A 25,791-nucleotide genomic window follows, 5' to 3' on the forward strand; every position below is an offset into this window, starting at 1 on the left:
GGTGTCGCAACAGTCTATGCCTCAGTTATTTTAAGTTCTTCACCACTGGCTGCAACATGCTGAAATCACAGCCTTGGTCGGCCTGGAGGACTTGTTCGGCATAGAGCCGGTCATAGCCGCGCAAGGTCTGCGGGTCGCGCTCTGTGGTTACCAGATCCGCGCGCCGGCGATCTAGTTCGGCTTCGTCGACAAGCAGGTCGAGACGCTTATCCTTCACGGAAAGGGCGATGCGGTCTCCGTTACGCACCAGAGCGAGCGGGCCGCCGATCGCGGCCTCCGGCGTGACATGCAAAACGATGGTTCCGAACGCGGTCCCGGACATGCGTGCGTCTGAAATCCGCACCATGTCTTTCACGCCTTTGGAGGAGAGTTTTTTCGGGATCGGCAGGTAGCCGGCCTCCGGCATCCCGGAGGGACTGCGCGGACCGGCATTTTGCAGCACCAATATATCGTCCGCCGTCACGTCCAGATCCGGATCGTCTATCCGGGCCGACAGGTCTTCCAGCGAGTTGAAGACGACGGCGCGGCCTTCCTTTTCCAGCAGAGCCGGATCGGCAGCGGACCGCTTCAGGATGGCCCCGCCGGGCGCAAGGCTGCCGAACAACGCGACCAGCCCGCCCTTTGGCTCCAGAGGATCGCTGGCCGGAGACACCACATCCCGGTTCACCGGACCGCTCTCGGCGGCAAGCCGTTCGCCCAGGGTTTCCCCGGTCACGGTCATGCAGTCGAGATTGAGCAGAGGCTTCAGCTCCCGCAGCACGGCACCAAGGCCGCCGGCGGCGAACAGGTCTTCCATGTAATGGCTGCCGACCGGCTTCAGGTTCACCAGTACCGGTGTAGTTTCAGACAGCTCGTTAAACCAGTCGAGCGGGATGTCGATGCCCGCCCGACCGGCGATGGCGGCCAGGTGAATGACCGCATTGGTCGAGCCGCCAAGTGCGAGCAGGACGCGCAACGCATTCTCGACGGACTTCCGGGTAATGATCTCGGTCGGTTTGATCGGGCGGCCGATCATCCGCACGGCAGCGGCGCCGGTTGCTTCCGCCGCGCGCAGCCGGTCTGCATGGACGGCGGGGATGGCGGCGGTGCCGGGCAGGGCCATGCCGAGGGCCTCGGCGATGCAGGCCATGGTCGAGGCCGTGCCCATCACGGCGCAGCTGCCCGCCGTGGTGGCGAGCCGGCGCTCGATGTCCCTGATCTCGACGTCATCGACGGTACCGGCCCGGTATTGCGCCCAGAACCGGCGGCAGTCGGTGCAGGCGCCGAGCCGTTCCTCATCACCGGCCGCAGTCGTGTAGCGGGAGGTCATCATTGGCCCGCCGATTAGCTGGATGGCGGGCAGATCGGCGGAGACAGCACCCATCAACTGGGCTGGCACGGTTTTGTCGCAGCCGCCCATCAGCACCACCGCATCCATCGGCTGGGCCCGGATCATCTCCTCGGTATCCATGCTCATCAGGTTGCGGAATTTCAGGCTGGTCGGGTTGAGGTAGACCTCGCCGAGGGAGATGGTTGGAAAGTCGATCGGCAAAGCGCCTGCCATCAGCACGCCGCGTTTCACCGCTTCCAGAAGTTCCGGGAAATGTCGGTGGCAATTGTTGAAACCGGAGCCGGTATAGGCGATGCCGACAATCGGTTTTTCCAGCGTCTCCGGCAGATAGCCCATGGAGGCGGCGAAGGAACGCCGCAGGTAGAGCGAGAAGTCGAAATCACCGTAATTGGTCAGGCCGCGTGCGAAGCCGTGCGCCTCGGTGGAAATCTTTTTGTCAGCCATCTCTCTCGCTCCCTTATTTTGGCCGAGAGTGTGGACGCCAATTGGCTGCCGCGTCCAGATCTGATGGGGCGTGAAATCCGCAGTGTGAAAAAGGCCTCTGAGAGGTCGGTGGAGCGGTTTGGCGGCAGGTCAGGTCTCCAGAACCATTAGCTCCCGATAAGCCCGATCTCTACATTTCTTCCCAGAGTTTTTCTTCCAGGTCGATCTCATCTTCTTCCTCGCGGATGAAGTCGCGCCGGGACAGCACGCCGACAAGCTTGTTTTTATGAACGACGGGAAGATGACGGAAGCCACCTGCCTGCATGATCCGAAGTGCCTCGATTGCCGGGCGGTCGGGGGCGATCGTCTCGGGGCTGGCACTCATCACGTCGGAAAGAACCGTTGCCTGCGGGCCTTTCCCGACAGCGATGACCCGCTCAATGAGATCGGTGCCGGTAAAGACGCCAACCAGCCGGTCCTCGTCGACCACCAGAACGGAGCGAACATGACGCTCTGCCATGCACACCGCAGCCTGCTCGACCGTCGCGGTTTTCGGCAGGGTCAGGAGGTTCTGATTGGAAACAACATCAGGGACCACGCGTCGTATCATAGCGATTTCTCCCACGGCCTACTTTTCCTTTATGTTTTCACTTTACGCCGAAAACGCAAGCAGAGCGTGAGCATTTCTCACCGAATAGGGGCGCTCATCAGTCGCCCAGGGTGCGACAAAGCGTCCGTTTCTAGTGACATGCAGCAGAAAAGTTTGTTATATTCAAAAATATGAATATGTATCATGCAGCCGATGGATGCCATGTCCTGTATGGTGTGTGCACAACGGTTTGTTGCAGTAGCAGATGAAGGAAGTCGTGCCATGAGAGCTCCCCTGTCCTGGAAAGCCGGCGGACTTTTGCTAGGGATCGTGTTCTTTGCGGCGGTCCTTCTGGTGAAGCCGATCGGTGTCTCGACCCAGTTTGTGATCCTTGATGGCATCCTCTGGGATGCGTTCGACAGTTCAATCGTGACCGAGTCGGCTGAAACCAAAAGCGGTTACACCAGCAGCAATGCCTATCTTGCCAAGAGCGGCGGGAGTTATGCAAAATCGATAGAAAACCCGCTGAATTACAGCTTCGTCTTTGTCCTGGCCCTGATGGCCGGTGCCGCCCTCTCGGCACGGCTGCGCGGCGGTGTGGAAAAAGCCGAACGGTTGATGCCCGAAGTCTGGCGCGTCAATTTCGGCGATGAGCCGTGGAAGCGCTATCTCGCGACCTTCCTGGCCGGCTTTATCGTGCTGTATGGAGCCCGCCTGGCCGGTGGTTGTACCTCCGGCCACATGATGAGCGGGATGATGCAGACCGCCGTCTCCGGTTTCATTTTCGCGGCTGGGGTCTTCGCGGCCGGTATCCCGACGGCCCTCATTCTGTTCCGGAAGGAGAAATAAGATGAGCAGCATTATTCTTGCAATCGTCATCGGCGGCGCTTTCGGCTTCACGCTTGACCGGATCGGCGCGACCAACCCGAACTTCATCATCCGGATGCTGAACCTCACCAACCTGCACCTGATGCGGGCCATCCTTATGGGCATTGGCGTTGCCGCGGTGCTGGCCTTCGGCGGTCTGCTGACAGGCCTGGTCGACCCTGGGCATCTTTCGGTGAAGGCCGCTTATCTCGGTGTCTTTGTCGGCGGTCTACTGCTCGGGCTTGGCTTCGCGGTTGCGGGCTATTGCCCAGGCACAGGTCTCGCGGCGGCGGCCTCAGGCCGGTATGACGCCATTGTCTTCGCTCTTGGCGGCCTGCTCGGCGCTTTCGCCTATATGGTTACCTATGCCGATGTCGAGGCCACGGGGCTTCTGGCAGATATCGCCGGCGGCAAGACAACCCTCGGCACCATCGCAGGCACGAACTACCCGGCTCTGTTTGATCTGTCGGGTGAGATGATTGGCCTGGTTATGGGGGCGGCCTTTATCGCCGTTGCCTGGCTGCTGCCGGAACGGATCCTGGGATCCAAGGGGCACGAGGCTCCGGCTGAATAGGCCTACTTCTTTTCTACCCCCGGCACGGCATCGTGCCGGGGTTTTTTGTCCGGAAGTCCGGGCCATCAATCAAGGAGCGGAACGCTCCAGCGACAATGCGTGACGGGAGGAATGTCATCAGATGATCAGGATCATGAAAGGCGCCGCTCTGGCGATATGCGCTCTATTCTGGGGCGCCGCAGGGGATGCCGGGGCCAGCCAGGACATTCCCGACCAGTATCCTGGCTCGGTGCTGTATTCGAAGCCGGTCGAGTTCATCCCGGGTGTCTTCTCGGCGATCGGGGCCACTGCGCCGCCGACCTACGAGAATAGCGGCCACAACAACAATCTCAGCTTCATCGTGACCGGCGACGGTGTCGTGGTCGTCAATGGCGGCGCGTCATGGCAACTCGCGGCGGCGCTGCATGAGGAGATCAAGGCGGTTACCGATCAGCCGGTCCGCCTCATCGTCAATGAAAACGGCCAGGGCCATGCCATGCTGGGGAACAGCTATTGGCATGCGCTGGGCGTGAAGATCGTGGCGAGCGAGGAGGCGGCGGAAGAATTCGAGGCGACGGGCTACGACAGTCTCGCAGCGGCTCGCACGCTACAGAAGGAGAAGGCAGAGAAGACGGCGGTCGTCATGCCAGACGAGACCTTCGCCGAGCGCTATGTCGTCGAGTTCGGCGACTTCCCGATCGAGGTTCTCAATCTGGGGCCGGCGCATGCTCCTGGGGACGTATCCGTCTGGCTGCCCCGGCAAAGCCTGGTGATTGCCGGCGATATGGCCTTTCACGAGCGCATGCTGCCGATCTTCGAGGAGACCGACACGGCGGCCTGGCTGGAAAGCTGGGACGAGGGCTTCGAGCCGCTGAAGGCGACCTATGTCATTCCCGGCCATGGCCACCCGACCAACATGGATCAGGTGCGGCGCTATACGAAAGACTACCTGGTCTATCTTCGGGCGCGGATCCGAGAGCATCTCGACAAGGGCGGCACCCTCGCGGATGCCTACTATGTAGACCAGTCTCCCTACAGGCACCTGGATACGTATGAGGAACTGGCGACCAAGAATGCCGGGCGCGTCTTCGCGCAGATGGAATTCGAATAGGTCATTTCCTGCGGTGCCGCTTCGCAGAGAGCCCGTCTTCGCCTATAGGAGTAGGGCAATCCTGTTGTGGAGCGGTCCATGTCCAAACATCTCATTGTCGGCGGCGGCGTCTATGGCGCGGCCGTCGCTTGGCATCTGGCTAAAAGTGGCGAGGCGGTCGAATTGATCGAGGCCGGAAAGCTCGCTACCGGTGCTTCCGGCGGGCCCGGCAGGCGTGGTGTTCGGGCGAACGGGCGTGACGTCCGGGAAATCCCGCTGATGGTCCGGGCCCGGGAGCTTTGGCCGACGCTGCACGAGACCCTCGGCACAGATCCACTTTTCGAGACGACCGGCCAGTTACAGCTTATCGAGCGCGAGATCGATATTGCCCCGGCGGAAGCGCGTGCCGCCTTGCAGACCCGGCTCGGCATTCCGTCCCGCGTGCTTTCTTCGGACGAAGTTCGGGAGCTTGAGCCGGATGTGTCTCCGGCGATCCGGGCGGGCCTGTTCTGCCCGGATGACGGCGTTGCCTTCCACGAGAAAACCACGCTGGCCTATGCCGCCCTTGCGAAAGCAGAGGGCGCGGTGCTGCGCGAGGGCATTGGAGCCGACAAGCTGCTTGAGCGGAACGGAAATGTGGTTGGAATTCTCACCACGGAAGGGGAGGAAATCCTCGCCGACGGCAAGGTGCTGCTGTTCTGCAATGCCGGTGTGAAGGGGCTTGTTTCCCCCTGGATCGATCTGCCGGTCTGGAGCCGGACCTTCCTCGTCGCGGTCTCCAAGCCGCTTGAGAACAATCCGGTACGCCATCTCGTCGGCCATGCCAGCCGCACGCTGTCGCTGAAGCGGGAGCCGGACGGGCGGTTGATGATCTCCGGAGGCCGTCCCGGTATCTGGGATCCGGCAACGCGCACCGGCACGCCGATCCAGAAGGAAGTCGATCTGAACGTCGCCGACGCGGTGGCGACTTACCCGTCGCTGGAGGGCATGCAGATCGAGACCGCCGACACAAATCACCTCGAGGCTGAAAGCATCGACCATATCCCGATCATCGACAGCCTGCCGGGCAATGCAAATGTGCTCTACGCCGTCGGCTGGACCGGCCACGGCTGGGCTATCGCACCGGCGGTTGCGCAGATGATGGCGGACTGGGTGCTGAAGGACGCGAAGCCGAAACTGCTGGAGCCGTTCGCGTTTTCGCGGTTCGGGTGAGGCGTTTTGCCAGCTCGGGCTGGCCGAATGGCCGATTAGAGGTTCCTAAAATTACTATCGTGCAATCATTATGTGGTTAAACTGTTTTTAAATAGATTTCGTTTAAGGAATTTTGAGAGTGGCCCAATGATAAGTGCCTGCGCCCTGATCGGCCGCCGGTGGCTGCGGGCGGTTTTATCTCGGGGAGACGGCGCTGGGAGCCGTCTTTCGACCGGTTTCGTTGTGTTGTCAGCAGCACTGGCATTCTTCGCTGTCGCCATGGCTTCCGCTCCGGCCCGCAGCGAGGATGGTGCGAAAACTCCGTCCATACTCATCCTAAATTCCTGGTTTCCCGAGCAGCCCTGGCAGGCCGCAGTGGAGAGGGGGATCCGGGATGGGCTTCACGAGGCAGGCCTGCAGGCGCAGATTTATGTGGAGTATCTTGATGCGGGACGCTTCTCGTGGAAGCGGGTCGAGGACGCGCATCGGAGGCTTTTTGACGCAAAATTCTCCAGTGTGCCCCTTGATCTGGTTATTTCGGAAAGCCTTGCTGCCGGCCGGTTTCTTGCGCTCAATCCGGACCTGTTCCCAGGAGCGGCGCGCCTCTATCTGAGGGCGGGCTCTGTGGCGCCTGCCGGTGCTTCCCGGGTTGATTACAATGCGAACGTCGAACAGGCGTTCGCCGAAATGCTCCGGGTCGCCGATCCGCGCCACATCTTCATCGTGGCGGACACGACGGGGGCCATTGGCAAGACCCGTATTGGCGGGGCGGAGGCCGCAGTCGAGCGGCTGAAGCCGGACGCCGGGGTCGAATACCTGGTGGACCTGCCCATGGCTGAGCTTCAGGAACGGGTCGCCAATCTGCCTCCGGACAGCGCGATCTTTTATCTGCCGGTTTTCATGGACGGTGCGGGAGAACGTTTCATCCCCTATGAGGCTGTGCGCCGTATCGCAGCCAGCGCCAATGCCCCGGTCTTTTCCGCATGGGACACATTGATGGGCAGCGGTATCGTGGGCGGACGCCTGCTATCCGGCGAAGCGGTTGGGCGGATCGCAGCGGAGCATATCAGCGCCATCATGCACGGCGCGGCGCCGGTATTGACCGGCCGGACCAACATGCGGTCCATCTACGACAACCGGCAACTGAAGAAGTGGGATATCGCCACCGGCCGGCTTCCCCCCAATGCCGAAATCCGTTTCGCGGAGCAGTCCGTTTGGGAGCAATACCGCTGGGTCATCATGGCCACGATAGCGTTGATCGTTCTGCTGTCCGGTTTCTCCGTCGCCATGTTCATCCTCAACAGGCGCCTCAAATATGTCACCTTCCTTCTGGAAGAGGAACGCTTGCAACTTGAGGGGCGTGTCAGTGAGCGGACTAACCAGCTCAAGGAGTCGAATGAGGAGCTCCAGCAATTTGCCCACGCCATTTCCCACGATCTCAACAATCCGCTCGGCGCGGCGAAGGGCTTCGTCTCTCTCCTGTTGCACTCTGCCAGGGACAAGCTGGGTGAGGATGACGTCAATTTGCTGACGCGGGCCGGTGCCGGGATCGACAAGGCGATCGGCATGGTCGCGGGGCTTCTCGAATACTCGCTGGAAACCGGTGGTGAGAAGATGCACAGACCGGTATCGACCGCGTCCGTTCTGACCGATGTCCAGGCGAACCTGGCCCAGCTCGTCAAGGATACCGGCACCCGTATCGACGTTGAAAAACTGCCGCCGGTCGTTGGCAACGAGACCCAGCTCCTGCGGCTTTTCCAGAACCTGATCGAGAACGCGATCAAATACCGCCGTGAGGGCGTTGCGCCGCTGATTCGTGTCGCCTGTAGGCCGAACGACGGGTGCTACGTCTTCACTGTCGAGGACAATGGCCTCGGTATGTCCGAGACGGAGCAAAAGAGAATCTTCAACCTGTTCACCCGGCTCGAGAGCGGCTGCAGTCAGCCCGGATCGGGGATTGGCCTGGCGCAATGCAAGAAGATTGTCGAGAAGCATGGCGGGTCGATCGAGGTGAGGAGTGTTCCCGGAGAGGGAAGTACCTTCTTCATCTCCCTGCTCGCGGCAGCCGCAAACTGATCCGGTAGAGCTGCGGCGGTCCTAGAGCAGGTGTTGATAGGCGGGAAGCTTGTCCGGATCGAACGGCCCGGCGTCCGATGGTTCGGCGCGCCCCGGCAAGCGGCTGGGGTCTGTCGACACCATCGTATTGAGAGACCACTTCCCCCCCTTTGATGCATCGCCGACCGACAGCGAGGATGCCGAGACCGGGCAGCCGGTGCCGGAAGCCAGTGCAGCCAGAAACGCCCGCCCGTCCCGCCCGTGTGCCACCGAGCATGCATAGAGGGAAATGGGCGCTCCACGGAGTGCCCTGCCGATGCGGGAGAGAGTGTTCCGGTGCGTCAGCAACATATCCCTGGTGACGGTGTGTTCGCCGAGCAACAAGGCGCCTGGCGCCCCGTGACAGATGATGACGAGCCGGTTCCCCGGAGACTTCCTCACTGTCTTCAATATTCGCGACAGAGCGTCGTCGTCCGGTCCGATCCGGATGGTTTGGGCTGGCACCGCCAGCGCTGCCAGCAAAAATTCCGAGTCCGGGACGCGGTTGTCGATGGCAACAATCGTCTCGAGGTGGTCGACTGCCGGAACCGGATCCCAGCTTGTGATTGTGTCATATCCGGCCATTGGCGATCCTTCGTGCCATCCCTCTTGCTCAGGCGAAGAGGATGGAGACGTCCTCGATCTTTGCGACGCCGATGAGGGAGACGGTGACGTCGCCCGCCGTGAGGGTGAGGCCGGTTTCGGTTGCGGCGGATGTCACCTCCGTGCCGCTGGAGAACTGCAACGTGTCGCCCTCGGCCTTGCTGTAGTCGGCGATGGTGTCGGCGCCGGACCCGGGGGTGAAGACGAAGCTGTCGGCACCGATATTGCCGAACAGCAGATCGTTGCCACTGTTACCGGCGAGACTGTCGTCGCCTTGCCCGCCGTAAAGCGTGTCGGCTTCCTGCCCGCCATGGAGGGTGTCGTTTCCGCGATTGCCGTAGATCACGTCCGCGCCCCGGTTGCCGTAGAGGATGTCTGCATCCTGTCCGCCGCACATGGTATCCGCGTTCTGGCCACCGAACAGGGTGTCGCTGCCCTGATTGCCGTAGAGAAGGTCGTCCGCCTGGTTGCCATAGATCAGATCAGCGCCGGCCTCGCCGTACAGCGTATCGTTGCCGTCATATCCGTAGAGTGTGTCGTCTCCGGCGAGGGCCGAGATGGTGCCTGCACCATTGCCGCCTAACAGGCTGTCCGCGCCCGGAGTTCCGACGATGGTGCCGCTATCGCTGCCGCTTCCAGGTGTGGCGGGGACGGGCGTGACGTCCGTCAGCACGACATCGTTGCCGTCTCCGGCTGTGTAGCTGATCTGGAAGGTGCGCCCGCCTGAGGTAAAGCTGCTGCCTTCGGCCAAGCCGGTGAAGGTGCCGGTGACGGCATCCGCGCCGTCATTGTCGATCAGGGTGAATGTATTGCCGTTCGCCGGGGTGAAGCCGACGGAGGTCGAGAGCGTGGCGCCGGTGACATTGACGGTGCCGGTGACGTCGATCTGGTCGTACTGGGTGCCGGCCGTCGTGCCGTTGAGCTCGAAGGTCGTCGTGGAGCCAGCGGAGAGGGTGAGGTTGCCGGTGGAGAGTGTGCCGGGGCTGTTACCGGGGGTGAGCGCGCCGCCGGAAGCCACGGTGACATCGCCGGTAATGCTGCCCGACCCGGCCAGCGTGCCGCCCGAAGCGACGGTGAGGGTGCCGCCGCCGTTGAGTGCGCCGTTTACCGAGAGGGTGCCGGCATTGACGGTCGTGGTGCCGGTATAGGTGTTGGTGCCCGTGAGCGTCAGCGTGCTGGCGCCGGCCTTGGTCAGGTTGTTGGCACCCGAGATCACTCCGGACAATGTCACGTCGGCGCTGTTCGTGACGGTCGCGTTTGAGGAGAGTGTAACGGTGTTGTCAATTGTGGTGGCACCGGTGACGGTGAGGTTGCCGCCATTGAGGGTGAGGGCGCCTGTGGTGTTCCCGAGATTGCTGTCGGCGGAGACGGAGAGGGTGCCGCCGGTGACGGTTGTGGTTCCGGTATAGGTGTTGGTGCCCGTGAGCGTCAGCGTGCTGGCGCCGGCCTTGGTCAGGTTGTTGGCACCCGAGATCACCCCGGAGAGGGTGGCGTTCGCACTATTGGTGATCGTGGCATTTGAGGAGAGCGCGACAGTGTTGTCGATGGTTGTTGCGCCTGTGACGGTGAGGTTGCCGCCATTGAGAGTGAGGGCGCCGGTGGTGTTCCCGAGATTGCTGTCGGCGGAGACGGACAAGGTACCGCCGGTGACGGTTGTGGTTCCGGTATAGGTGTTCGTTCCCGAGAGGGTGAGCGTGCTGGCGCCGGCCTTGGTCAGATTGTTGGCACCCGAGATGACCCCGGACAGTGTCACGTCGGCGCTATTTGTAACCGTCGCGTTGGCACCGAGCGTCACGGTATTGTCGATGGTTGTTGCGCCTGTGACGGTGAGGTTGCCGCCATTGAGTGTGAGGGCGCTTGTGGTGTTTCCGAGATTGCTGTCGGCGGAGACGGAGAGGGTACCGCCGGTGACGGTTGTGGTTCCGGTATAGGTGTTCGTTCCCGAGAGGGTGAGCGCGCTGGCGCCGGCCTTGGTCAGATTGTTGGCACCCGAGATGACGCCCGACAGTGTCACATCGGCGCTGTTCGTGACGGTCGCGTTTGAGGAGAGTGTAACGCTGTTGTCGATGGTTGTTGCGCCTGTGACGGTGAGGTTACCGCCATTGAGTGTGAGGGCGCTTGTGGTGTTTCCGAGATTGCTGTCGGCGGAGACGGAGAGAGTGCCGTCGGTGACTGTAGTGGTGCCGGTATAGGTGTTCGTTCCCGAGAGGGTGAGCGTGCTGGCGCCGGCCTTGGTCAGGTTATTGGCGCCCGAGATCACCCCGGAGAGGGTGGCGTTCGCGCTATTGGTGATCGTGGCATTTGAGGAGAGAGTGACGGCATTGTCGATTGTAGTGGCGCCGGTGACGGTGAAGTTGCCGCCGTTGAGGGTCAGGCCGCCTGTGCCTAGTCTGTTGTCGGCGGAAACGGAGAGGGTGCCGTCGGTGACAGTGGTGGTGCCTGTATAGGTGTTGACGCCGGAGAGCGTCAGGGTATTGGCGCCGGCCTTGGTCAGATTGCCTGTGCTGGAGATGACGCCCGACAGTGTCACGTCCGCACTGTTTGTGATCGTCGCGTTTGACGTAAGGGTGACGGTGTTGTCGATGGTGCCGGCGCCGGTGACAGTCAGATTGCCGCCGTTGAAAATGATGGCGTCGTTACTGTTTCCGAGATTTGCGTCGCCGGTGACGGACAGGGTGCCGTTCGTGATGGTGGTGGTGTCTTGATAGATGTTGGTGCCCGAGAGGGTGAGAGTTCCGGCGCCGGTCTTGATCAGGCCGCCGGTACCGTTGATGGCGCCGGATATCGTGACATCCGCACTGTTGTTGATCGTGCTGATGAGGTTATCGAGATGGATTTCATTGTCGATGGTGGTCGCGCCGGTGACGGCGAGGGTGCCGTCATCAAGGCTGAGTTTCCCGCTTCCGAGCGCGGCGTCGTCCGAAATCGACACGGTGTCGCCGTCCTGAACCCGGATCGAGACCGGGGCGTCTGTGTTGCCGACGCCGCCCGTCGTCCTGACCATGGAGTTGGTGCCGCCGAGGACGACCGTCAGGTCGTCGTCCCCGTCCCCGATGCGCAGCAAGCCGCTGCCGGTGATATTCGAGTTGATGGTCAGGGTCAGCGGACCGCCTGTTCCTCCGATTGTTAAATTATTATTGCTCAGGGCGAGGGCGATATCGCTGCCATCGATGGTCAGGTTGGTGGTGCCGCCGCTGAGCAGAAGGCTCGTATTGGCGCCGCTGTTGAGCGTGACGGCGCTGCCCAGCGTGAGGCTCTGGGCACCGGCCAGACCGGTGAAGTCGATCAAGTTGCTGCTGGCTGCAGCGCGGAACGAGTTGGCGCCGGTATCGAGGGTGTTGGTGACATTGGTCAGCAAGCCCGGCCAGATGGCGTGCGCGCGGCTGAAGGCGCTTACGGTCGCGCGCGCGACGTTCTTGCTGTGGCCTAGCGGCGCCGAGGCGACGTCGAAATTCCAGTCGCCGCCGCGTGAGGCCGATCCGGTCGGGGTCGAGGACGCGATAACCCGGGCACCTGTCGCGCGCGCAAGATCCTGAACGAGCCGGCGGCCGGCGGCACCCTGTCCGGAGGAGCAGCCATACAGCACGATCGTCGCATCCGGTGCCAGAGAGCGGCGCCACTGCCGGCCCCGTTCGGCCAGTGCCCGCCCATCAAGTGTTTCTCCGCCGATTGCATGACGCCCCGGCGCCCCGTGACTGACCAGATGCAGCTCGTTGACCGGGTGCTCCCTGTTCGCGAGGGCGCTGCCGACCGGATCGGCGGCGTGCGGGCATGCCAGAGCAATGGCCATATCCGGATCGGCCCCGGCCAGCAGCAAGTCGGGCTGCGGCACCGCCGCGTCTAGGATTGCCAGAGCGCGTCTCTTGGCCGCCGGGCCGGTCGTCATGGCCTTGGCGCCATAATGCGGACAAAAGATGGCGGACATAGAAAATCCTTACGTAAGGTCTTTCGGGCGGCGGCTTGCGGAGACGCCCATCATTCAGCGCTGCCATTGGTGGGCGCGCGGTACACACTTAAACCGGAAGGGAGGTAAACAGGGGCTGGAATTGTTGGAATTTCCAAAAATGACAAATTGTCTTTTTTGGAAATTGCCGAATGATTTTAAAGTGTTGTGAAATTATGAATAAATTGAATGCGCCTGTTTATCTTGGTGTGCCCGAAACGGGCAGGAGGGCCTCAGGGATCCGTTTTCTGAAATGCAAAAAATGAGAACCTGACACCGTCTCTGCCATGTCTTCTGGCATTGCCACGTAGAGCCGATCCCACATCCGCACCTGCCGCGCCAACACCTAACTGCAGATAACGGTGCCGCCGCCAAGCTATATCGGGAGGAGTTGGAAGTGGCTTGGAATTTTTGGAATTACCAATAATGACAATATATCAATTTTTTGTTGTATTTAATCTGAATCAAATATCAAAAGAAAATACATCTTAATTACTGTCTTTTATTGTTAATGCTCTGGGAAATAGTGGGGATTATCACTGTCTAGTAATGTTCTTCCTACAATACGGCTTCATTTTATCGCGCTGGTTCACTATATATAAGGGGTGAGGCGCTTGCCTCTGATTTCCAATTTTTCCAAAGGAATTCTGGATTGAATGGCTCCGACCGGATGAAAGGTGTGACGCAGGGTTTCGCCGACAAGCTCCGGCTGATTTTGCTGGTCACCGGATGCGAGACCCAAAAGGAGTTCTACGCCAAGCTGAAATCCGTTAACCCGGAGACAGGATACGATCCGGTCAGAGCATACAAGTGGGTTCAGGGTCGCTCCAGCCCGCGTAACCATTCGGTCTATGAAGATCTCGCTCGCCTGATCGATCTGGGCATCAGCGGTGACGAACTGCGCACCTGCCCTTTTGAAGATTTCTACCGCCTGCTTCTTGGGCGTTACGGTGACCTGTTAGCGGATATACCCGCGCCGGACCTCGCCTCGGACCGCAACAATTTAGCGGCGTCGGTGGAACGTGACGAGGCGCCGCCCGCCTATCCGCTTCCCGGGTATCTTGTTGGCAGGTATCTGACGCTTTCGCGGGCCTGGTCTCCGCACCGGCCCGGATGCCTGATCACCGGGGTGACGGACATCTCGCACGGGCCGAACGGCAATCTTCTCATTAACTATATCGAGCATTTGCCCTGGGGCACGCTGAAGCTGAGCGGCCCGGCACAGCGGATCGGCCGCAACCTTACCACCCAGCTTGTCAGCCGCGATCAGGAGATGCTCCTCACCTTTACCTACGCGCTGCCGCCGGCGCCGGGCGTCGTGCTGGCCGGCATCCTGAGCGGTGTGACCATGCACGACGCGGAGATGCGCCCGGTGGCGGGACGCGTCATTGGCTTGCGGCTTCCGGAAGGATCGGAAGCCAAGATAGAGGCCGGGGCTGACGGGTATCTGGGGCTGACAGCCGAAGAGATTGCCGAACAACTGGTACGTTTCGATATGACACCCGAGCAGGCGGTGCCGCTTGCTCCGGATATTCTGGAGTTCCTGGTCGATACCGGCGATCGCGGCCTGATCGAGGCACCTGTCTCCGCGATCAATACGATTATGGGCAAGGCCCTCAGCGAGCCTCCGGCGCCGACGACACCGCCTGTTCCGCCGAAACTTTATGTCGTGGATAAAAAATCCTCGGGCCGAAAGCGCTAAGGCGAAAGCGGTAAGTTGGCGGTAGCCTGTTTCGCGTGATCTGGTCGATACTTGAGATACGCATGTGCGTGCGTACGACCTGTGTCATCAAGCGCTTCAGGGACGAGCTGAGTTTTTGGCGATTCTGAATTTATTGAAACTGCTTCTGCCCGCCTTGTTTCCGTCATGGCGTTTTTTTGACGTGATCGGGCCATCTCCGCGCGTTGAGCTTTGCCTGACCGATAACCCCGAAAATGATGAAGCGGTTTGGCGGGAATGCCGCCCGAGGCCGGCGCAGCTCGGGTTTCGGGACCGGCTTACAGGGTTTTTCTGGAATGCGCGATGGAACGAAACACTCTACCTGACGAATTGCGCTGAACGTTTCGTTCAGGGCCAGGAGGAGCATGCCAGCCGTGAGATCCGGCGGCGCCTGCGAAGTGATCTTCTGCGTGCCGAAGGCGAGGGGGGTGGTGGGGACATACCGGCCTTTTTCCGCTTCAGGCTGGTGTTCGTCAGTCGTGACGATGACAGTCTGAGACGCGATGTCGCCTTCGTCTCCCCGCCATATCAAACCGTCGATCCGCTTGACCGATGAGCCTGGATCTCGCAATCCGGCTGACGGAAATCCTGCTGTCGATCGCCCTTATCCAGCAGAGCCTGGAGCATGTTTTCGGACTGCGGGATGAGCGGATGCATTATCTCGTGCGCCTGGTGCTGAGCGTGTTGCTGCTGGCGGGCATCGAGCCGCAATGGGTCTGCGTTGCCCTGTTTATCAATGCCTTGCTCATTCTGAGGAGCTTTCAGGGGCCATATAACGGCGGCAGCGACCTGTTGAGCGTGCTGTTGATCACCTGCCTCTGCGTCGTGCACCTGATGCCGAACGCGCAATGGCAGGAATATGTCTTCGGATACCTGGCGCTTCAGGTGGTGTTTTCCTACTTCAAGTCCGGCTGGGCCAAGGTCATCTACCGGGACTGGCGGAGCGGGCAGGCCTTGAGGGATGTCTTCGCGTTTTCCGTCTATCCGGTCAGCGAAGCGACCAGAGAATGGGCCACACAGCCGCGCTTGCTCTGGGTAATGTCGTGGGCCGTCATCCTGCTGGAATTGCTTTTCCCACTGGCAATGCTGTCGACGGAAGCACTTGCGGCCGGACTGACACTCGCCATGGCGTTCCACGTCGCAAACTTCGTCATGTTCGGATTCAACAGGTTCGTCTGGGTATGGGCCGCCGCCTATCCGTCCCTGATCTGGCTCCAAGCGCGGCTGGATCTGCTCGGTTGATAGGGGAGACACGACGCTGACGGCCTAAAGCAATATCCTGATTGAGTTTATTTGGTTGGAAAAAGCTCTTTATTATTATTCGCGCTCGGGATGCGCCAGCTCAAATACTTGACTGCTGCCGTCATATCGACGGTTCGGATGGGCGAGGGAGGGACGATGAAGAGACTCGATACAGTCGAACGCCATCTGCTCTCAAACGGAGATATACATGTCCCGCAATTCTTCTCTCCCTTGCTCGAGGCTTGGCACAGGCACCAGGCAGACGCCGAGGACGTCTTTCCGGCCTATCGGCACTTCGATGTTCTCGACATACCGCCGGCGTTGATCAGCCACCTGATCCTGTGCAAGCTGATCGGCAAGCCCAGACGCTTTTTCTACGAGTTGGTCGGACAGGCGATCGAGACCCATAACGGGTTTTCCGCCTCGAAGCGTTTCCTAGCCGATGTTCCCCTGAAAAATAAAAAAGTGATGGCGCGGGAATTCGGGCTGACCGTCCTGAATCGCTGTCCGATTTACTCGAGGGGGCCGTATATCGGAAAGTTCGAATATGTGAGGGAGATCGAGCGTCTGATCTGCCCTTACCGGATCGAGGGCGACACCTTCGCTTTTGTTGCGCTGGCGCGATTTACCCTCGATCAAATGGGGATGCACCAGGAGCGTCCAGACGGTGGGAGCGGGGCGCACATCGGCCTGCACAAGAAGGCCTCTGCTGAACTCTAAGGCTCCGGAAGCAGACTATGTGGGCCGAACGTTGTGCTCGCGGCAAGCGGCAGGGAACTTCTTGGACGGATTTCAGCGCTTGGAAGGATGGCAAAACCGGGGCTGGCGAACTCATCCGGAATGCTGAAGTGCTTGGTTTAATGGTCGGGGAGAGAGGATTCGAACCTCCGGCCCCTGCCTCCCGAAGGCAGTACTCTACCAGGCTGAGCTACTCCCCGACCGAGGAGAGGCCGCTATATAGCGTGGTCTCCAGAGAGCATCAAGCGGTGATTTTCGTTTTTTTCATAAGAATTCTACGACGCTTGGCTGTTCAAAAAAATTCTGATTTTTAATAAAAACTCGGCCGCCTTAACCCTTTGTTTAGCAGGCGATGCAAAAACCGCTAAGGGCCGGCTTTCCGAGATGTCGAAATACGGAGAGCACTGGCGTGCGGAAACGGGTGCGGATTGCGGTAGGGGAAGTTAATGGATTTCAACAAGCTGGGAATTCGCATCGCGCTGATAGCGATCATTCCACTGATGGCCCTGGTGGCCGTGACGCTTTTCCTGCTGGTCACGCAGCTCAATACCTATAATGGCTTGAAGGCTCTTATCCCATTGGGAGAGCTCTCGAAACGCGCGGGCTCTCTTGTGCATGAGCTTCAGATCGAGCGCGGGACCTCTGTCGGCTTGTTGACCGGCGGTGCCGGTGCTGCCGGGCGGGTGGCGAAGGCAAGGGGTGTCAGCGACGGAGAACTCGGTCGCTACGATGCCTTCGCCAAGGCATTCAAAGAGAACAGCTCTCTGCATGACGGTGAGCACCTTGAAGATGTTCACAGGTTCCTCGATAAGGTCGAGGGCGAACTTGCGGACCTCGCGGCGCATCGATCTGCGGTCGATGCCGGCTCGGTAAGTGTGGCCCAGAATGTCGGTTTCTATTCCGCCATCATCCGCGATCTGATCGACATCATCGCGATCGTCGAGGAAGCCAGCCCGGACCCTGAAATTTCACAAGAGTTGCTCGCGCTCCGCGCCCTGATCTGGGCGAAAGAGAATGCCGGGCTAGAACGGGCGATTGGTGCGGGCGTCTTCAATACAAATTTTGGAAACCCGGCTCTCTACGCCCGCTTTCTGAATTTTGTCCGCGGTCAGCAGATCTTCCTGCATGAATTCGAAATTTTCTCGATTGCGGGAGAGACAGAGATCTTCGACCGGATCGTCACCGGTCCCGACGTGCAGCAATATCAGAACTGGTTGAAGGTTCTCGTCGACTTGCCGACCACGAACGACACGCAAGGCATTGTCGGGGGCGACTGGTTCGCAACCGCGACCAAGAGAATCAACCTGATGAAGCAGGTCGAGGATACGCTTGCGGACAAGATGATCCTCGACGCGCAGAGCCATATCGATGCGCAGTTCACCGAGATGATCCAGGTTCTACTGGTCAATCTGGTCGCTCTGGTTCTTGCCGCGTCGGCTGCCTGGATGATCATCCGTTCAACCACGGGGCCACTCGGCCGTATCACGGACACACTTCTGGCGATTGCCGCCGGCAACGACTCTATCCAGATCGGGGAAGCGGATGCCGGGCCGACGGAGGTCCGTAATCTCAACAAGGCGGCGGGAACTTTCCTCGGCGCCGCGCGGGAGCGCGCCGCTCTTGAGCGGGCGGCGATGGAACAGCAGTCGCGTGCCGAGGAAGCTCGGGCTGAGGCCCTCCGCTCCATGGCGAATACGGTCGAAGGCGAGACTGCCGCGGCTGCGGAAGAGATATCGAGAGAGACCGCCGAGCTGCGCAATGCGGCAACGGAAATGGGCCAGTCGGCCGAAAGTGTTTCCGCGCGCTCCGAGAGCGTCGCCGCGGCCGCTCACGAGGCGCTTGCCAATGCGGAAACCGTCGCCAGCGCCGCCGAGGAACTGACGGCCTCAATCAACGAGATCAGTGGCCAGATGGGTAATGCGACCGGCATTATCCGGGATGCCGCCAATCTTGGCTCCGGGACGGAAAAGACGATCCTGGATCTTCAATCCGCAGTGGTGCGCATCAGCGAGGTTGTGACCGTGATCCGGGACATTGCCGAGCAGACGAACCTCTTGGCGTTGAATGCCACCATTGAGGCGGCCCGTGCGGGTGAGGCCGGCAAGGGCTTTGCGGTCGTCGCGAGCGAGGTCAAGAACCTCGCCAATCAGACCGGGAGCTCGACCGAGGAAATCAACCAGCAGATCGCCGAAGTACAGAACGTGACCGAAGCGGCGGTGCGCTCGGTGAGCGAAATCATTGCCAAGGTTCGAGAGATCGAGGAGGTGGCTGGAGCCGTCTCTCACGCGGTTGGCGAGCAGAAGAACGCGACCGACGAGATCGCTCACAACGTCGCGGAGACGGCGTCGGCATCACGCGAGATGACGGAACAGATCACCGCCGTGACCAGGGAAGCGGAATCCACCGGGCGCCGCGCCGGCGAGGTTGCTGGCGTTGCCGAAAAAGTGGCGCGGGAGGTCCAGGAATTGCGGTCAACGGTAGTTGCTTCGGTCCGTTCCGCAGATCCGAACGTCGATCGCCGCCGGGACGAGCGCAAGGCCGTCCGGATCGGGTGCACGCTTCAGTTCGGAGGAGCCCCGATAGCGGCCACCGTGGTCGATCTTGCGCCGGGCGGGTGCCAGGTCGAAACGGATCAGGAGTTTGCTGAGGGCGCGGACGGTACGATCTCAATCGACGGCATTGCGAGCGGCATTCGGAGCCGGGTAGCTTCCGCTCGCAATGGCTCTGTCAGCCTCGTCTTCCACGACAATGGCGCCAATGCGAAGGCGATAACGGCTGCTATGTAGGTGAAACGGATCGCGCACGTTGCCGCCGCCGATCAATAGGCCCGCTCGACGCAGAAATCGACAACGTCGATAAGGGAATCCTTGGCCGGGCCGTCTTCGAACAGGCCGAGTGCGTCGCGGGCAATCGACGCATAGTGGCGCGCCCGGTCCAGGCTGTCGGCCAGCGTGTTGTGCTTTGCCATCAGTTCCTGGGCTCTCTCCAGATCGCCGTCCTGCTGATCAAGCTCTTCCAGGGTACGGCGCCAGAAGGCACGTTCCTCGTCGTCGCCGCGCCGGAAGGCGAGGATAACTGGCAGGGTGATTTTACCTTCGAGGAAATCGTCCCCGACCGTCTTGCCGAGCTTTTCCTGTTCGGCCGAGTAATCCAGCACATCATCAACCAGCTGGAAGGCGATGCCGAGATTCATGCCGTAGCTTTCGAGCGCCTGTTGCTCCGCCTTCGGCCGTTCAGCGACCACGGCGCCGATTTCGGCGGCGGCGGCGAACAGTTTGGCGGTCTTGCCCCGGATCACCTCCAGATAGGCGCTTTCGTCCGTCGCAGTGTCGTTCGTGGTGATGAGCTGTTGCACCTCGCCCTCGGCGATCACGGCGGAGGCCTCGGAGAGAATCCGCAGGACCTCGATGGAGCCGTCGGCGGTCATCAGCTGGAAGGAACGACTGAACAGGAAGTCGCCAACCAGCACGCTGGCCTGGTTGCCCCAGACAGCATTCGCCGATTCCTGGCCGCGCCGCAGGTCGCTCTCGTCGACCACGTCGTCATGCAGCAGGGTGGCGGTGTGGATGAACTCGACGCAGGCTGCGAGGCGTATATGCCTGTCGCCCTTGTAGTCGCACAGAGCCGCCGCGCCGAGGGTGAGCATCGGCCGCAGCCGCTTGCCGCCGGCGGCAATCAGGTGCCCCGCAAGCTGCGGGATCAGCGCCACCGGGCTCTGCATATGCTCGATGATGGTCTGGTTGACCCGCTCCAGATCAGCCTTGACCAGATCGGTCAGACCATTGATTGAGGCTTTGCGCTTCCCGCTGTCCTCGAAATCCACAACCACGCCCAAGGCAAACTCCGTGTCGCTTGACGCCTCACATTCGCGAAGCGAGCATAGGTCCGGTTTTGCGGCGGTCAAGTCTTGCGCCCGCTTCCCGGTGACGCACCCGGGAATATGTGGCGGGCTTGTGCTCGCCGATCACATCTCACTCCAGGGAGCGTCCATGAAAGAATTGCTGCGTACGACTGACATTGTCCGGCTGTCTTTCCTCAGCGCGCTGCTGCGTGATGCGGGTGTGGAGCCGCTGGTGCTGGACAGTCATATGAGCGTGCTCGAGGGCAGCGCTAACGCGATCCCGCGCCGCCTGGCCGTGCGGGATGAAGATTTCGACCGGGCGAAATGGGTGTTGGAGGAGTCGGGTGAGCAGCTCGACGAGGATTGATCTGCCTGTGGGCGTAACCGAGGACAGCCTGCTCGGTGGACGCGTGCGATTTTTGCAGCCGGTTAATGGATATCGTGCCGCGGTCGATCCGGTGCTGCTGGCGGCATCCGCCCCGGCGCAGGATGGTGACCGGGTGCTCGATCTCGGCTGCGGCGCCGGTGCAATTTCTCTCTGTCTGCTGGCGCGGGTGCCGGATCTGACCGTGACCGGTATCGAGCAGGCGCCGGAAATGCGCGATCTCGCCGAACGCAATGCGGCTCTCAACGGCGTAACCGATCGCTTCTCGCCGCATCTCGGGCGGGTCGAGGCGCGGCCACCTCTCTTCGAGGAAGGCGCGTTCGATCTTGTACTCGCCAATCCGCCCTATCTTGAGACAGATCGCGCAGATCTGCCTGAGAGCGCGCTGAAGGCTGCTGCCCATGTCGAGGGAGGGGTGCCGCTTGCCGAGTGGGTCGAGGCGGCCTACCGAGCGCTGCGCCACAAGGGCAGACTTGTCATGGTACATCGGGCTGACCGGCTGGCGGACATGCTGGAACCCATTCAGAAGCGCTTCGGTGGAATTGAAGTGCACCCGCTCTACCCTAAGGCCGGGCGGGACGCGAAACGGGTGATCGTCATGGCCCGCAAGGGCGTCCGGACACCGCTTTCCCTTTCATCCGGGGTGGTGCTGCACAATATGGATGGGAGCTATTCACCGCCGGTTGCGGCCGCCCTCGACGGGGCAGCACTCGCGCTCGGCGCGCCGCTTTAGAGGAGAACATCCATGTCCCGCCCGATCTGGTCGCGGCTGAACCCGTTTGGCCCCAAAGACCCGCAAGTTGCCGTGGTGCGCCTGCATGGCCCCATCGGCGGGAACGCCGCCTTCCGGCAAGGGCTGTCCATCGACAGTCTGGAAGAGCCGCTTCGGGCGGCGTTCGAGTCCCGCCGGACGACGGCTGTGGCGCTTTCGATCAACTCGCCCGGCGGCTCCCCGGTGCAGTCCGATCTGATCAAGACCCGGATCGAGTCGTTGGCCCGCGAGTTTGACAAGCCGGTCACCGCCTTCACCGAGGATCTCTGCGCGTCTGGCGGCTACTGGATCGCGCAGGGAGCGGACGAGATCATCGCGCATCCTTCCTCGATCGTCGGTTCCATCGGCGTGATCACGGCAAGTTTCGGGATGCAGGACGCCATTGCGAAGCTCGGCATCGAACGTCGCGTCCACACAAAAGGCACGTCCAAGGGAATGCTGGACCCGTTCCAGCCGGAGAAGCCGGCGGATCTGGCGCATCTCGATTCCCTGCAGCAGGATCTCTACGATTCCTTCAAGGACTTGGTGCGCCGCCGCCGCGGCGCGAAGTTGAAGGGTGATGACGAGGAGCTGTTCAGTGGCGCCGTCTGGACCGGAACGCGGGCACTGGAGAAGGGCCTGGTAGATGGGCTTGGGGAGCTGCGCAGCGTCATGCGGGAACGCTATGGCGAGGATGTCCGTTTCCGTCGCTACGGGCCCAAGCGCTCGCTCTGGCAACGGCTGCGGCGCGGGACCGATTTCAGCGGTCCCGCAGGTGAAGCGCCGTCGCTTGCCCATTCCCTGATCGCCGCAATCGAGGAGCGGCTGCTCTGGAACAGGTTCGGGCTCTAGCTCATCCGTTTGGACGCAACAGCACCTTGCCGTTCCGGCTCTCGCGTTTGGCGTGGGCCATTGCCTGCTGGATGTCGTCGAGACCGTAGCGTGCCTCGACCGCGACCTTCAGGGTGCCGTCGATGAAATAGCCGCTGAGTTCGGCATACATGCTCCGGATCTGTTTTGGCTGCATGCCGCGCATCAGTTTGGCCAGCCAAAAGCCCGTGAGGGTGATGTCCCGGAACACGACCTGATGTGCGTCCAGTGTGCAGGGATTGCCGCTGAGGAGCCCGTAATTGACGATGATGCCGCCTTCGGCCAGACACGCCGCCATGTCGTTTACGGCGGAACCGGCGATGGCATCCAGCCCGAGCTTGATCTCCGCCCCGTTGGTTGCGGCTGCAACCCGGTTGGCGAGATCGGGGCCTTCGAGCACCACGACATTGGCACCCATATCGTGCAACGGTTTGATCAGCTCATGCCGGCGCACGACGCTGACTGTGTTGAGTCCGCGTTTCCGTGCAAGCTTGATGATGTCGGTGCCAACGCCTGAATTGCCAGCATTTTGCATTACCCAGTCGCCGGGATTGAGCGTGACGTAGCTTTTCAGCATCAGCAATGCGGTGGCGGCATTGACCTTCATCATCGCCGCCTGTTCCGGATCGATGTCGGGCGGGAGCTTTACCAGAGCGGCTGCGGGTACGGTCAGGCTCTGGCTCCAGTTGGCGCGGTGCAGGCTCATCACCAGGTCGCCTACGGCGAGATCCTTCACCCCTGTGCCGACGGCGGTCACGCGCCCGGCACCTTCAATGCCAAGCGGGGATGGCGTCTCGGGAATGCTGGCGTAATTGCCCTCGATGCCGAGGATGTCCGCCGGATTTATCGAGCAGGCAATCAGATCGATACTGGCTTCACCCTTGCCCGGAGGGGGTGCGTCCGCAACCTCGCGGCAGATCACGACTTCCTCTGCCGGACCAACACGTGACAATTCTGCGGCTTTCATACGCTTTCTCCTCGGCTGTTGTCGGCGCGGGACACCGGCATAGTATATAATCGTATCGGAGAGATGATTGCATGAGCAGGCAATTCAATAACAACCAAAGTAATTCCCATTATGCGGAAGACTGGTGCGGCGGGTGATGTCGGCTGCTCCGGAACGGATCGAAACCGAACGCCTTCTTTTGCGCCGGTTCGAGGAAGTCGACCGTGCCGAGATGGTGCGCTTCTATGGCGACCCCGGGGTCATGGCGATCCGTAAATACGGTGCGCGTGATCCGGTGGCTGCCAGCTTGGCGTTCGATATTCTGATGGAGCACTGGCGCACGCATGGCTTTGGTCTCTATGCGCTGATCGAGCGGGAGAGCGGCGCGTTCTGCGGGGAATGCGGTCTGCGTTACACTGATGACGGTGCGGAGGTGGAGATTTCCTACGGCCTGTTCGAGCTGTTTCGCGGAAAAGGGTACGCGACTGAAGGGGCGTCAGCTATCCGCGATATCGCCCTTGATGTGTTGAAGCTACCCGTCCTGGTTGCCCATTCACGCGGCGATAATCGGGGTTCGCACGCCGTGCTGGAGAAGATCGGAATGACCTTTGCCGGACGGCGGGAAAGCCCCGGCCATCCTCACGGCGTGGTCAAGTATGTGATAGATCGCGATTCCGGGTCTTGAACTCCCGGGCCGATCAGCTAAAACGGGGTTATGTTCAGTATCCAGAAAATCTTCGTGCTCGTCGCCGTCATCACGGCGATCTGGTACGGCTTCAAACTCGTGGGCAGGCTCGATGCCGCGCGCAAGCAGAAGCTGAAGGAGGCCGCGCGGGGCAATGGCGCCGGCGCGCCTGACACGGCCAAGAAAGATGATGTGGTCGATCTGGTGCAGAACGAGGACGGTACCTACGTCACGACCAAGAAAAACCGGAAGGTCTGAGACCTTCCGGCTGGCCCGAAGGATATCCCGCCCGGACGATTTCCCTCAGCGTTGCCGCTTCTGCAGGTTGCCCCGGACTTTTTCCAGCTTCAGTGTCAGGAAGTTCGCCAGTTGCGGTATCTGCTCGGCATTCTGCGACACAGCATTCAGACATTGCAGCAGGTCGGCGTTCATCTGGCGCATGAAGGGGTCGGCGATCTCGCTCTGTATCCAGGTCACGGCAACGACGCGCTTACCCGCCGTCACCGGGTTGACCCGGTGTATGGAATTGGTGGCATAGAGCACCGCGCCGCCCGCCGGCATCTTGAAGCTCGGGGCGAAGGTCATGTCGCTGTCGATCACCAGCTCACCGCCCTGATAGCTTTCCGGGTCGGATAGGAAAATCGTCATGGAGAGATCGGAGCGAAGTTCCTCCGATGTTCCCTTGCTCATCACGTTGTTGTCCATGTGATCGCCGTATCCGCCGCCGGTCTCCGTGCTGGAGACCAGGAAGGTGCCGATCTTTGCGGGGGCGGCAAGAAAGGTGAAGAGCAGGGATTCGCGCCTCTGATAATCGCGCAGGACCGTCGTGATCGCGTCCGAGACCTGCACGCGCAGCGCGCTGTCCGCTGCAAGCTCCTGATTGTTTTTCTTGGAGGCTTCGCGGCCCGCGGTCTGTGCGCCGTCAACCCAGTTATCCGGTTCGGCTTCCAGCCGGTTCCGGATTTCGGTGACGAGTTCGGGCGGAAGCAGGTTGGGGATCGGATAGACGTAAGGCATCGTGTTGGGTTCCCTCCAGGCAAGATGACGCGCACCGTAGCCGAGGCCGTCGCGCCGGGCCAGAGACAAGTCAGTGTCTGGTCCATTGGGGTGGGCGCGAGGCGAACGTTCCAGTATCGTTGCGTAATATCAAGAGCGCCTGCAAGTCGGCGTGGGAGGGGGCGGCAATGACGCGCAAGCGGATGGCAAAGGATGGCGATGCGGCGCCGGCAGGTGAGCCGCGTGGAGAGACCGCCTATCTGAAGCTGAAGGACGCGATTCGGTCCGGCGAGCTCAAGCCGGGCGAAAGGGTCCGGGAAAGCGAGATGGCAGCACGCCTTGATGTCAGCCGCACGCCGGTGCGCGAGGCTTTTCGCCGTCTGGAGGCGGATGGCTTGCTGAGTTTTGCTCCCTATCGCGGGATGGTGATTTCTCAACTCGACCATCAGGCAGTGATGGAACTCTATTTCATGCGTGAGGTGCTGGAAGGCACCGCCGCCGGTCTCGCCGCCCATCGTGCTTCGGAAGCGGAAGTGTCGATCCTTCAGGAAATCGTCTCGATCGATCCCGCCGGTGAAGGCCCTCCCGCGGCGGTCGCCGGTCATAACCGCCGCTTCCACACAAGCCTCTATCACGCCGCTCACAACAGGTACCTGCTGAAGACACTGAATGTCCTGCAGGATGCAATGGCGTTGCTGGGGCCGACCACGATGCGTGTAGAGGGTCGTTCCGACGCGGCGAAAGCCGAACATGCGGCGATCGTTCAGGCGATTGCCGATAAAGACCCTGAATGTGCCGAGCGTCTGATGCGGGAACATATCCGGGGGGCACAGAAGGCCCGGCTGCATCTATTGTCGGCTGATGAGGATGCGTGATCTGTGGATGAGTCTCATGCCGGTATCCACCGATAGCGGTGCCGCGAAGTGGCCTTTGT

At 61.0% G+C, this 25,791-nt stretch carries 23 protein-coding genes and 1 tRNA gene; 16 read left to right on the forward strand and 8 right to left on the reverse strand.

Going from position 1 to position 25,791, the window contains the following annotated elements; all coding sequences use genetic code 11:
- Positions 1-25: 25 nt before the first annotated feature.
- The gene (locus VOI22_RS15185) at positions 26-1,774 is read right to left on the reverse strand and encodes a dihydroxy-acid dehydratase (protein ID WP_323797302.1); all 1,749 of its coding nucleotides are present in this window, start codon (positions 1,772-1,774) and stop codon (positions 26-28) included.
- 169 nt (positions 1,775-1,943) lie between these two features.
- The gene (locus tag VOI22_RS15190) at positions 1,944-2,363 is read right to left on the reverse strand and encodes a cyclic nucleotide-binding/CBS domain-containing protein (protein WP_323797303.1); all 420 of its coding nucleotides are present in this window, start codon (positions 2,361-2,363) and stop codon (positions 1,944-1,946) included.
- 261 nt (positions 2,364-2,624) lie between these two features.
- On the opposite strand from VOI22_RS15190, the gene VOI22_RS15195 reads away from it, so the two are divergent.
- The 5 genes from VOI22_RS15195 (at position 2,625) to VOI22_RS15215 (ending at position 8,119) form a co-directional block, all read left to right on the forward strand.
- On the forward strand, positions 2,625-3,191 hold the full coding sequence (locus VOI22_RS15195; protein ID WP_323797304.1) for a YeeE/YedE thiosulfate transporter family protein: 567 nt from the start codon (positions 2,625-2,627) through the stop codon (positions 3,189-3,191).
- Between the two features lies 1 nt (position 3,192).
- Positions 3,193-3,783, forward strand: coding sequence for a YeeE/YedE thiosulfate transporter family protein (locus VOI22_RS15200; protein ID WP_323797305.1), 591 nt, complete (start codon positions 3,193-3,195; stop codon positions 3,781-3,783).
- Between the two features lie 121 nt (positions 3,784-3,904).
- Positions 3,905-4,873, forward strand: coding sequence for an MBL fold metallo-hydrolase (locus tag VOI22_RS15205; protein ID WP_323797306.1), 969 nt, complete (start codon positions 3,905-3,907; stop codon positions 4,871-4,873).
- A gap of 78 nt (positions 4,874-4,951) precedes the next feature.
- Positions 4,952-6,064 carry an FAD-binding oxidoreductase gene (locus VOI22_RS15210; protein ID WP_323797307.1) on the forward strand — a complete coding sequence of 371 codons (1,113 nt, stop codon included), beginning with the start codon at positions 4,952-4,954 and terminating at the stop codon, positions 6,062-6,064.
- Positions 6,065-6,190: 126 nt separating this feature from the next.
- The gene (locus VOI22_RS15215; RefSeq protein ID WP_323797308.1) at positions 6,191-8,119 is read left to right on the forward strand and encodes a HAMP domain-containing sensor histidine kinase; all 1,929 of its coding nucleotides are present in this window, start codon (positions 6,191-6,193) and stop codon (positions 8,117-8,119) included.
- A gap of 21 nt (positions 8,120-8,140) precedes the next feature.
- On the opposite strand, the gene VOI22_RS15220 is transcribed toward VOI22_RS15215, so the two are convergent.
- Positions 8,141-8,722, reverse strand: a complete 582-nt coding sequence (locus VOI22_RS15220) for a DUF4347 domain-containing protein (protein WP_323797309.1) — start codon at positions 8,720-8,722, stop codon at positions 8,141-8,143.
- Positions 8,723-8,750: 28 nt separating this feature from the next.
- A complete protein-coding gene (locus VOI22_RS15225) occupies positions 8,751-12,665 on the reverse strand; it encodes an autotransporter-associated beta strand repeat-containing protein (RefSeq protein ID WP_323797310.1) in 3,915 nt (1,304 codons plus the stop codon).
- Positions 12,666-13,335: 670 nt separating this feature from the next.
- Between VOI22_RS15225 and VOI22_RS15230 the strand changes: the two genes are divergently transcribed.
- The 4 genes from VOI22_RS15230 to VOI22_RS15245 all read left to right on the forward strand — a co-directional run bounded on the left by VOI22_RS15230 (position 13,336) and on the right by VOI22_RS15245 (position 16,365).
- Positions 13,336-14,385, forward strand: coding sequence for a hypothetical protein (locus VOI22_RS15230; RefSeq protein WP_323797311.1), 1,050 nt, complete (start codon positions 13,336-13,338; stop codon positions 14,383-14,385).
- A 181-nt stretch (positions 14,386-14,566) separates the two neighbouring features.
- Positions 14,567-14,959, forward strand: a complete 393-nt coding sequence (locus VOI22_RS15235; RefSeq protein WP_323797312.1) for a hypothetical protein — start codon at positions 14,567-14,569, stop codon at positions 14,957-14,959.
- Positions 14,956-15,645 carry an HTTM domain-containing protein gene (locus VOI22_RS15240; RefSeq protein ID WP_323797313.1) on the forward strand — a complete coding sequence of 230 codons (690 nt, stop codon included), beginning with the start codon at positions 14,956-14,958 and terminating at the stop codon, positions 15,643-15,645. The genes VOI22_RS15235 and VOI22_RS15240 overlap by 4 nt, the downstream gene beginning before the upstream one ends.
- A 156-nt stretch (positions 15,646-15,801) precedes the next feature.
- Positions 15,802-16,365 (forward strand): hypothetical protein, encoded by a 564-nt coding sequence (locus tag VOI22_RS15245; protein ID WP_323797314.1) that lies wholly within the window; start codon positions 15,802-15,804, stop codon positions 16,363-16,365.
- A 141-nt stretch (positions 16,366-16,506) separates the two neighbouring features.
- On the opposite strand, the gene VOI22_RS15250 is transcribed toward VOI22_RS15245, so the two are convergent.
- A tRNA-Pro gene (locus tag VOI22_RS15250) sits at positions 16,507-16,583 on the reverse strand.
- A 246-nt stretch (positions 16,584-16,829) separates the two neighbouring features.
- Between VOI22_RS15250 and VOI22_RS15255 the strand changes: the two genes are divergently transcribed.
- A complete protein-coding gene (locus VOI22_RS15255; RefSeq protein ID WP_323797315.1) occupies positions 16,830-19,169 on the forward strand; it encodes a methyl-accepting chemotaxis protein in 2,340 nt (779 codons plus the stop codon).
- 32 nt (positions 19,170-19,201) lie between these two features.
- Here VOI22_RS15255 and VOI22_RS15260 read toward each other — a convergent pair whose 3' ends face one another.
- Positions 19,202-20,218, reverse strand: a complete 1,017-nt coding sequence (locus VOI22_RS15260) for a polyprenyl synthetase family protein (protein WP_323797316.1) — start codon at positions 20,216-20,218, stop codon at positions 19,202-19,204.
- A 154-nt stretch (positions 20,219-20,372) separates the two neighbouring features.
- On the opposite strand from VOI22_RS15260, the gene VOI22_RS15265 reads away from it, so the two are divergent.
- From VOI22_RS15265 to VOI22_RS15275, 3 genes are read left to right on the forward strand one after another with little or no spacing between them, the layout of a single operon-like run.
- Entirely contained in the window at positions 20,373-20,591 is a 219-nt protein-coding gene (locus VOI22_RS15265) for a DUF2007 domain-containing protein (RefSeq protein WP_028467276.1), read from the forward strand.
- Entirely contained in the window at positions 20,569-21,342 is a 774-nt protein-coding gene (locus tag VOI22_RS15270; protein ID WP_323797317.1) for a tRNA1(Val) (adenine(37)-N6)-methyltransferase, read from the forward strand. The genes VOI22_RS15265 and VOI22_RS15270 overlap by 23 nt, the downstream gene beginning before the upstream one ends.
- A 12-nt stretch (positions 21,343-21,354) precedes the next feature.
- Positions 21,355-22,212 (forward strand): S49 family peptidase, encoded by an 858-nt coding sequence (locus tag VOI22_RS15275; protein WP_323797318.1) that lies wholly within the window; start codon positions 21,355-21,357, stop codon positions 22,210-22,212.
- A gap of 1 nt (position 22,213) precedes the next feature.
- Here the strand turns inward: VOI22_RS15275 and VOI22_RS15280 are convergent, their stop codons facing one another.
- Entirely contained in the window at positions 22,214-23,197 is a 984-nt protein-coding gene (locus tag VOI22_RS15280; RefSeq protein ID WP_323797319.1) for a zinc-dependent alcohol dehydrogenase family protein, read from the reverse strand.
- A 136-nt stretch (positions 23,198-23,333) separates the two neighbouring features.
- Here VOI22_RS15280 and VOI22_RS15285 point away from each other — a divergent pair, with 136 nt between their 5' ends.
- Both VOI22_RS15285 and VOI22_RS15290 read left to right on the forward strand, forming a co-directional pair.
- Entirely contained in the window at positions 23,334-23,861 is a 528-nt protein-coding gene (locus VOI22_RS15285; protein ID WP_323797320.1) for a GNAT family N-acetyltransferase, read from the forward strand.
- Positions 23,862-23,891: 30 nt separating this feature from the next.
- The gene (locus VOI22_RS15290) at positions 23,892-24,119 is read left to right on the forward strand and encodes a hypothetical protein (protein WP_028467280.1); all 228 of its coding nucleotides are present in this window, start codon (positions 23,892-23,894) and stop codon (positions 24,117-24,119) included.
- 45 nt (positions 24,120-24,164) lie between these two features.
- Here VOI22_RS15290 and VOI22_RS15295 read toward each other — a convergent pair whose 3' ends face one another.
- Positions 24,165-24,947: a Fe2+-dependent dioxygenase gene (locus tag VOI22_RS15295; RefSeq protein ID WP_323797321.1), complete on the reverse strand. Its 783-nt coding sequence runs from the start codon at positions 24,945-24,947 to the stop codon at positions 24,165-24,167.
- 98 nt (positions 24,948-25,045) lie between these two features.
- Between VOI22_RS15295 and VOI22_RS15300 the strand changes: the two genes are divergently transcribed.
- Positions 25,046-25,732, forward strand: a complete 687-nt coding sequence (locus tag VOI22_RS15300) for a GntR family transcriptional regulator (protein ID WP_323797322.1) — start codon at positions 25,046-25,048, stop codon at positions 25,730-25,732.
- Positions 25,733-25,791: the final 59 nt, after the last annotated feature.

It is taken from the genome of Nisaea sp., assembly GCF_034670185.1.
Taxonomy (GTDB): domain Bacteria; phylum Pseudomonadota; class Alphaproteobacteria; order Thalassobaculales; family Thalassobaculaceae; genus Nisaea.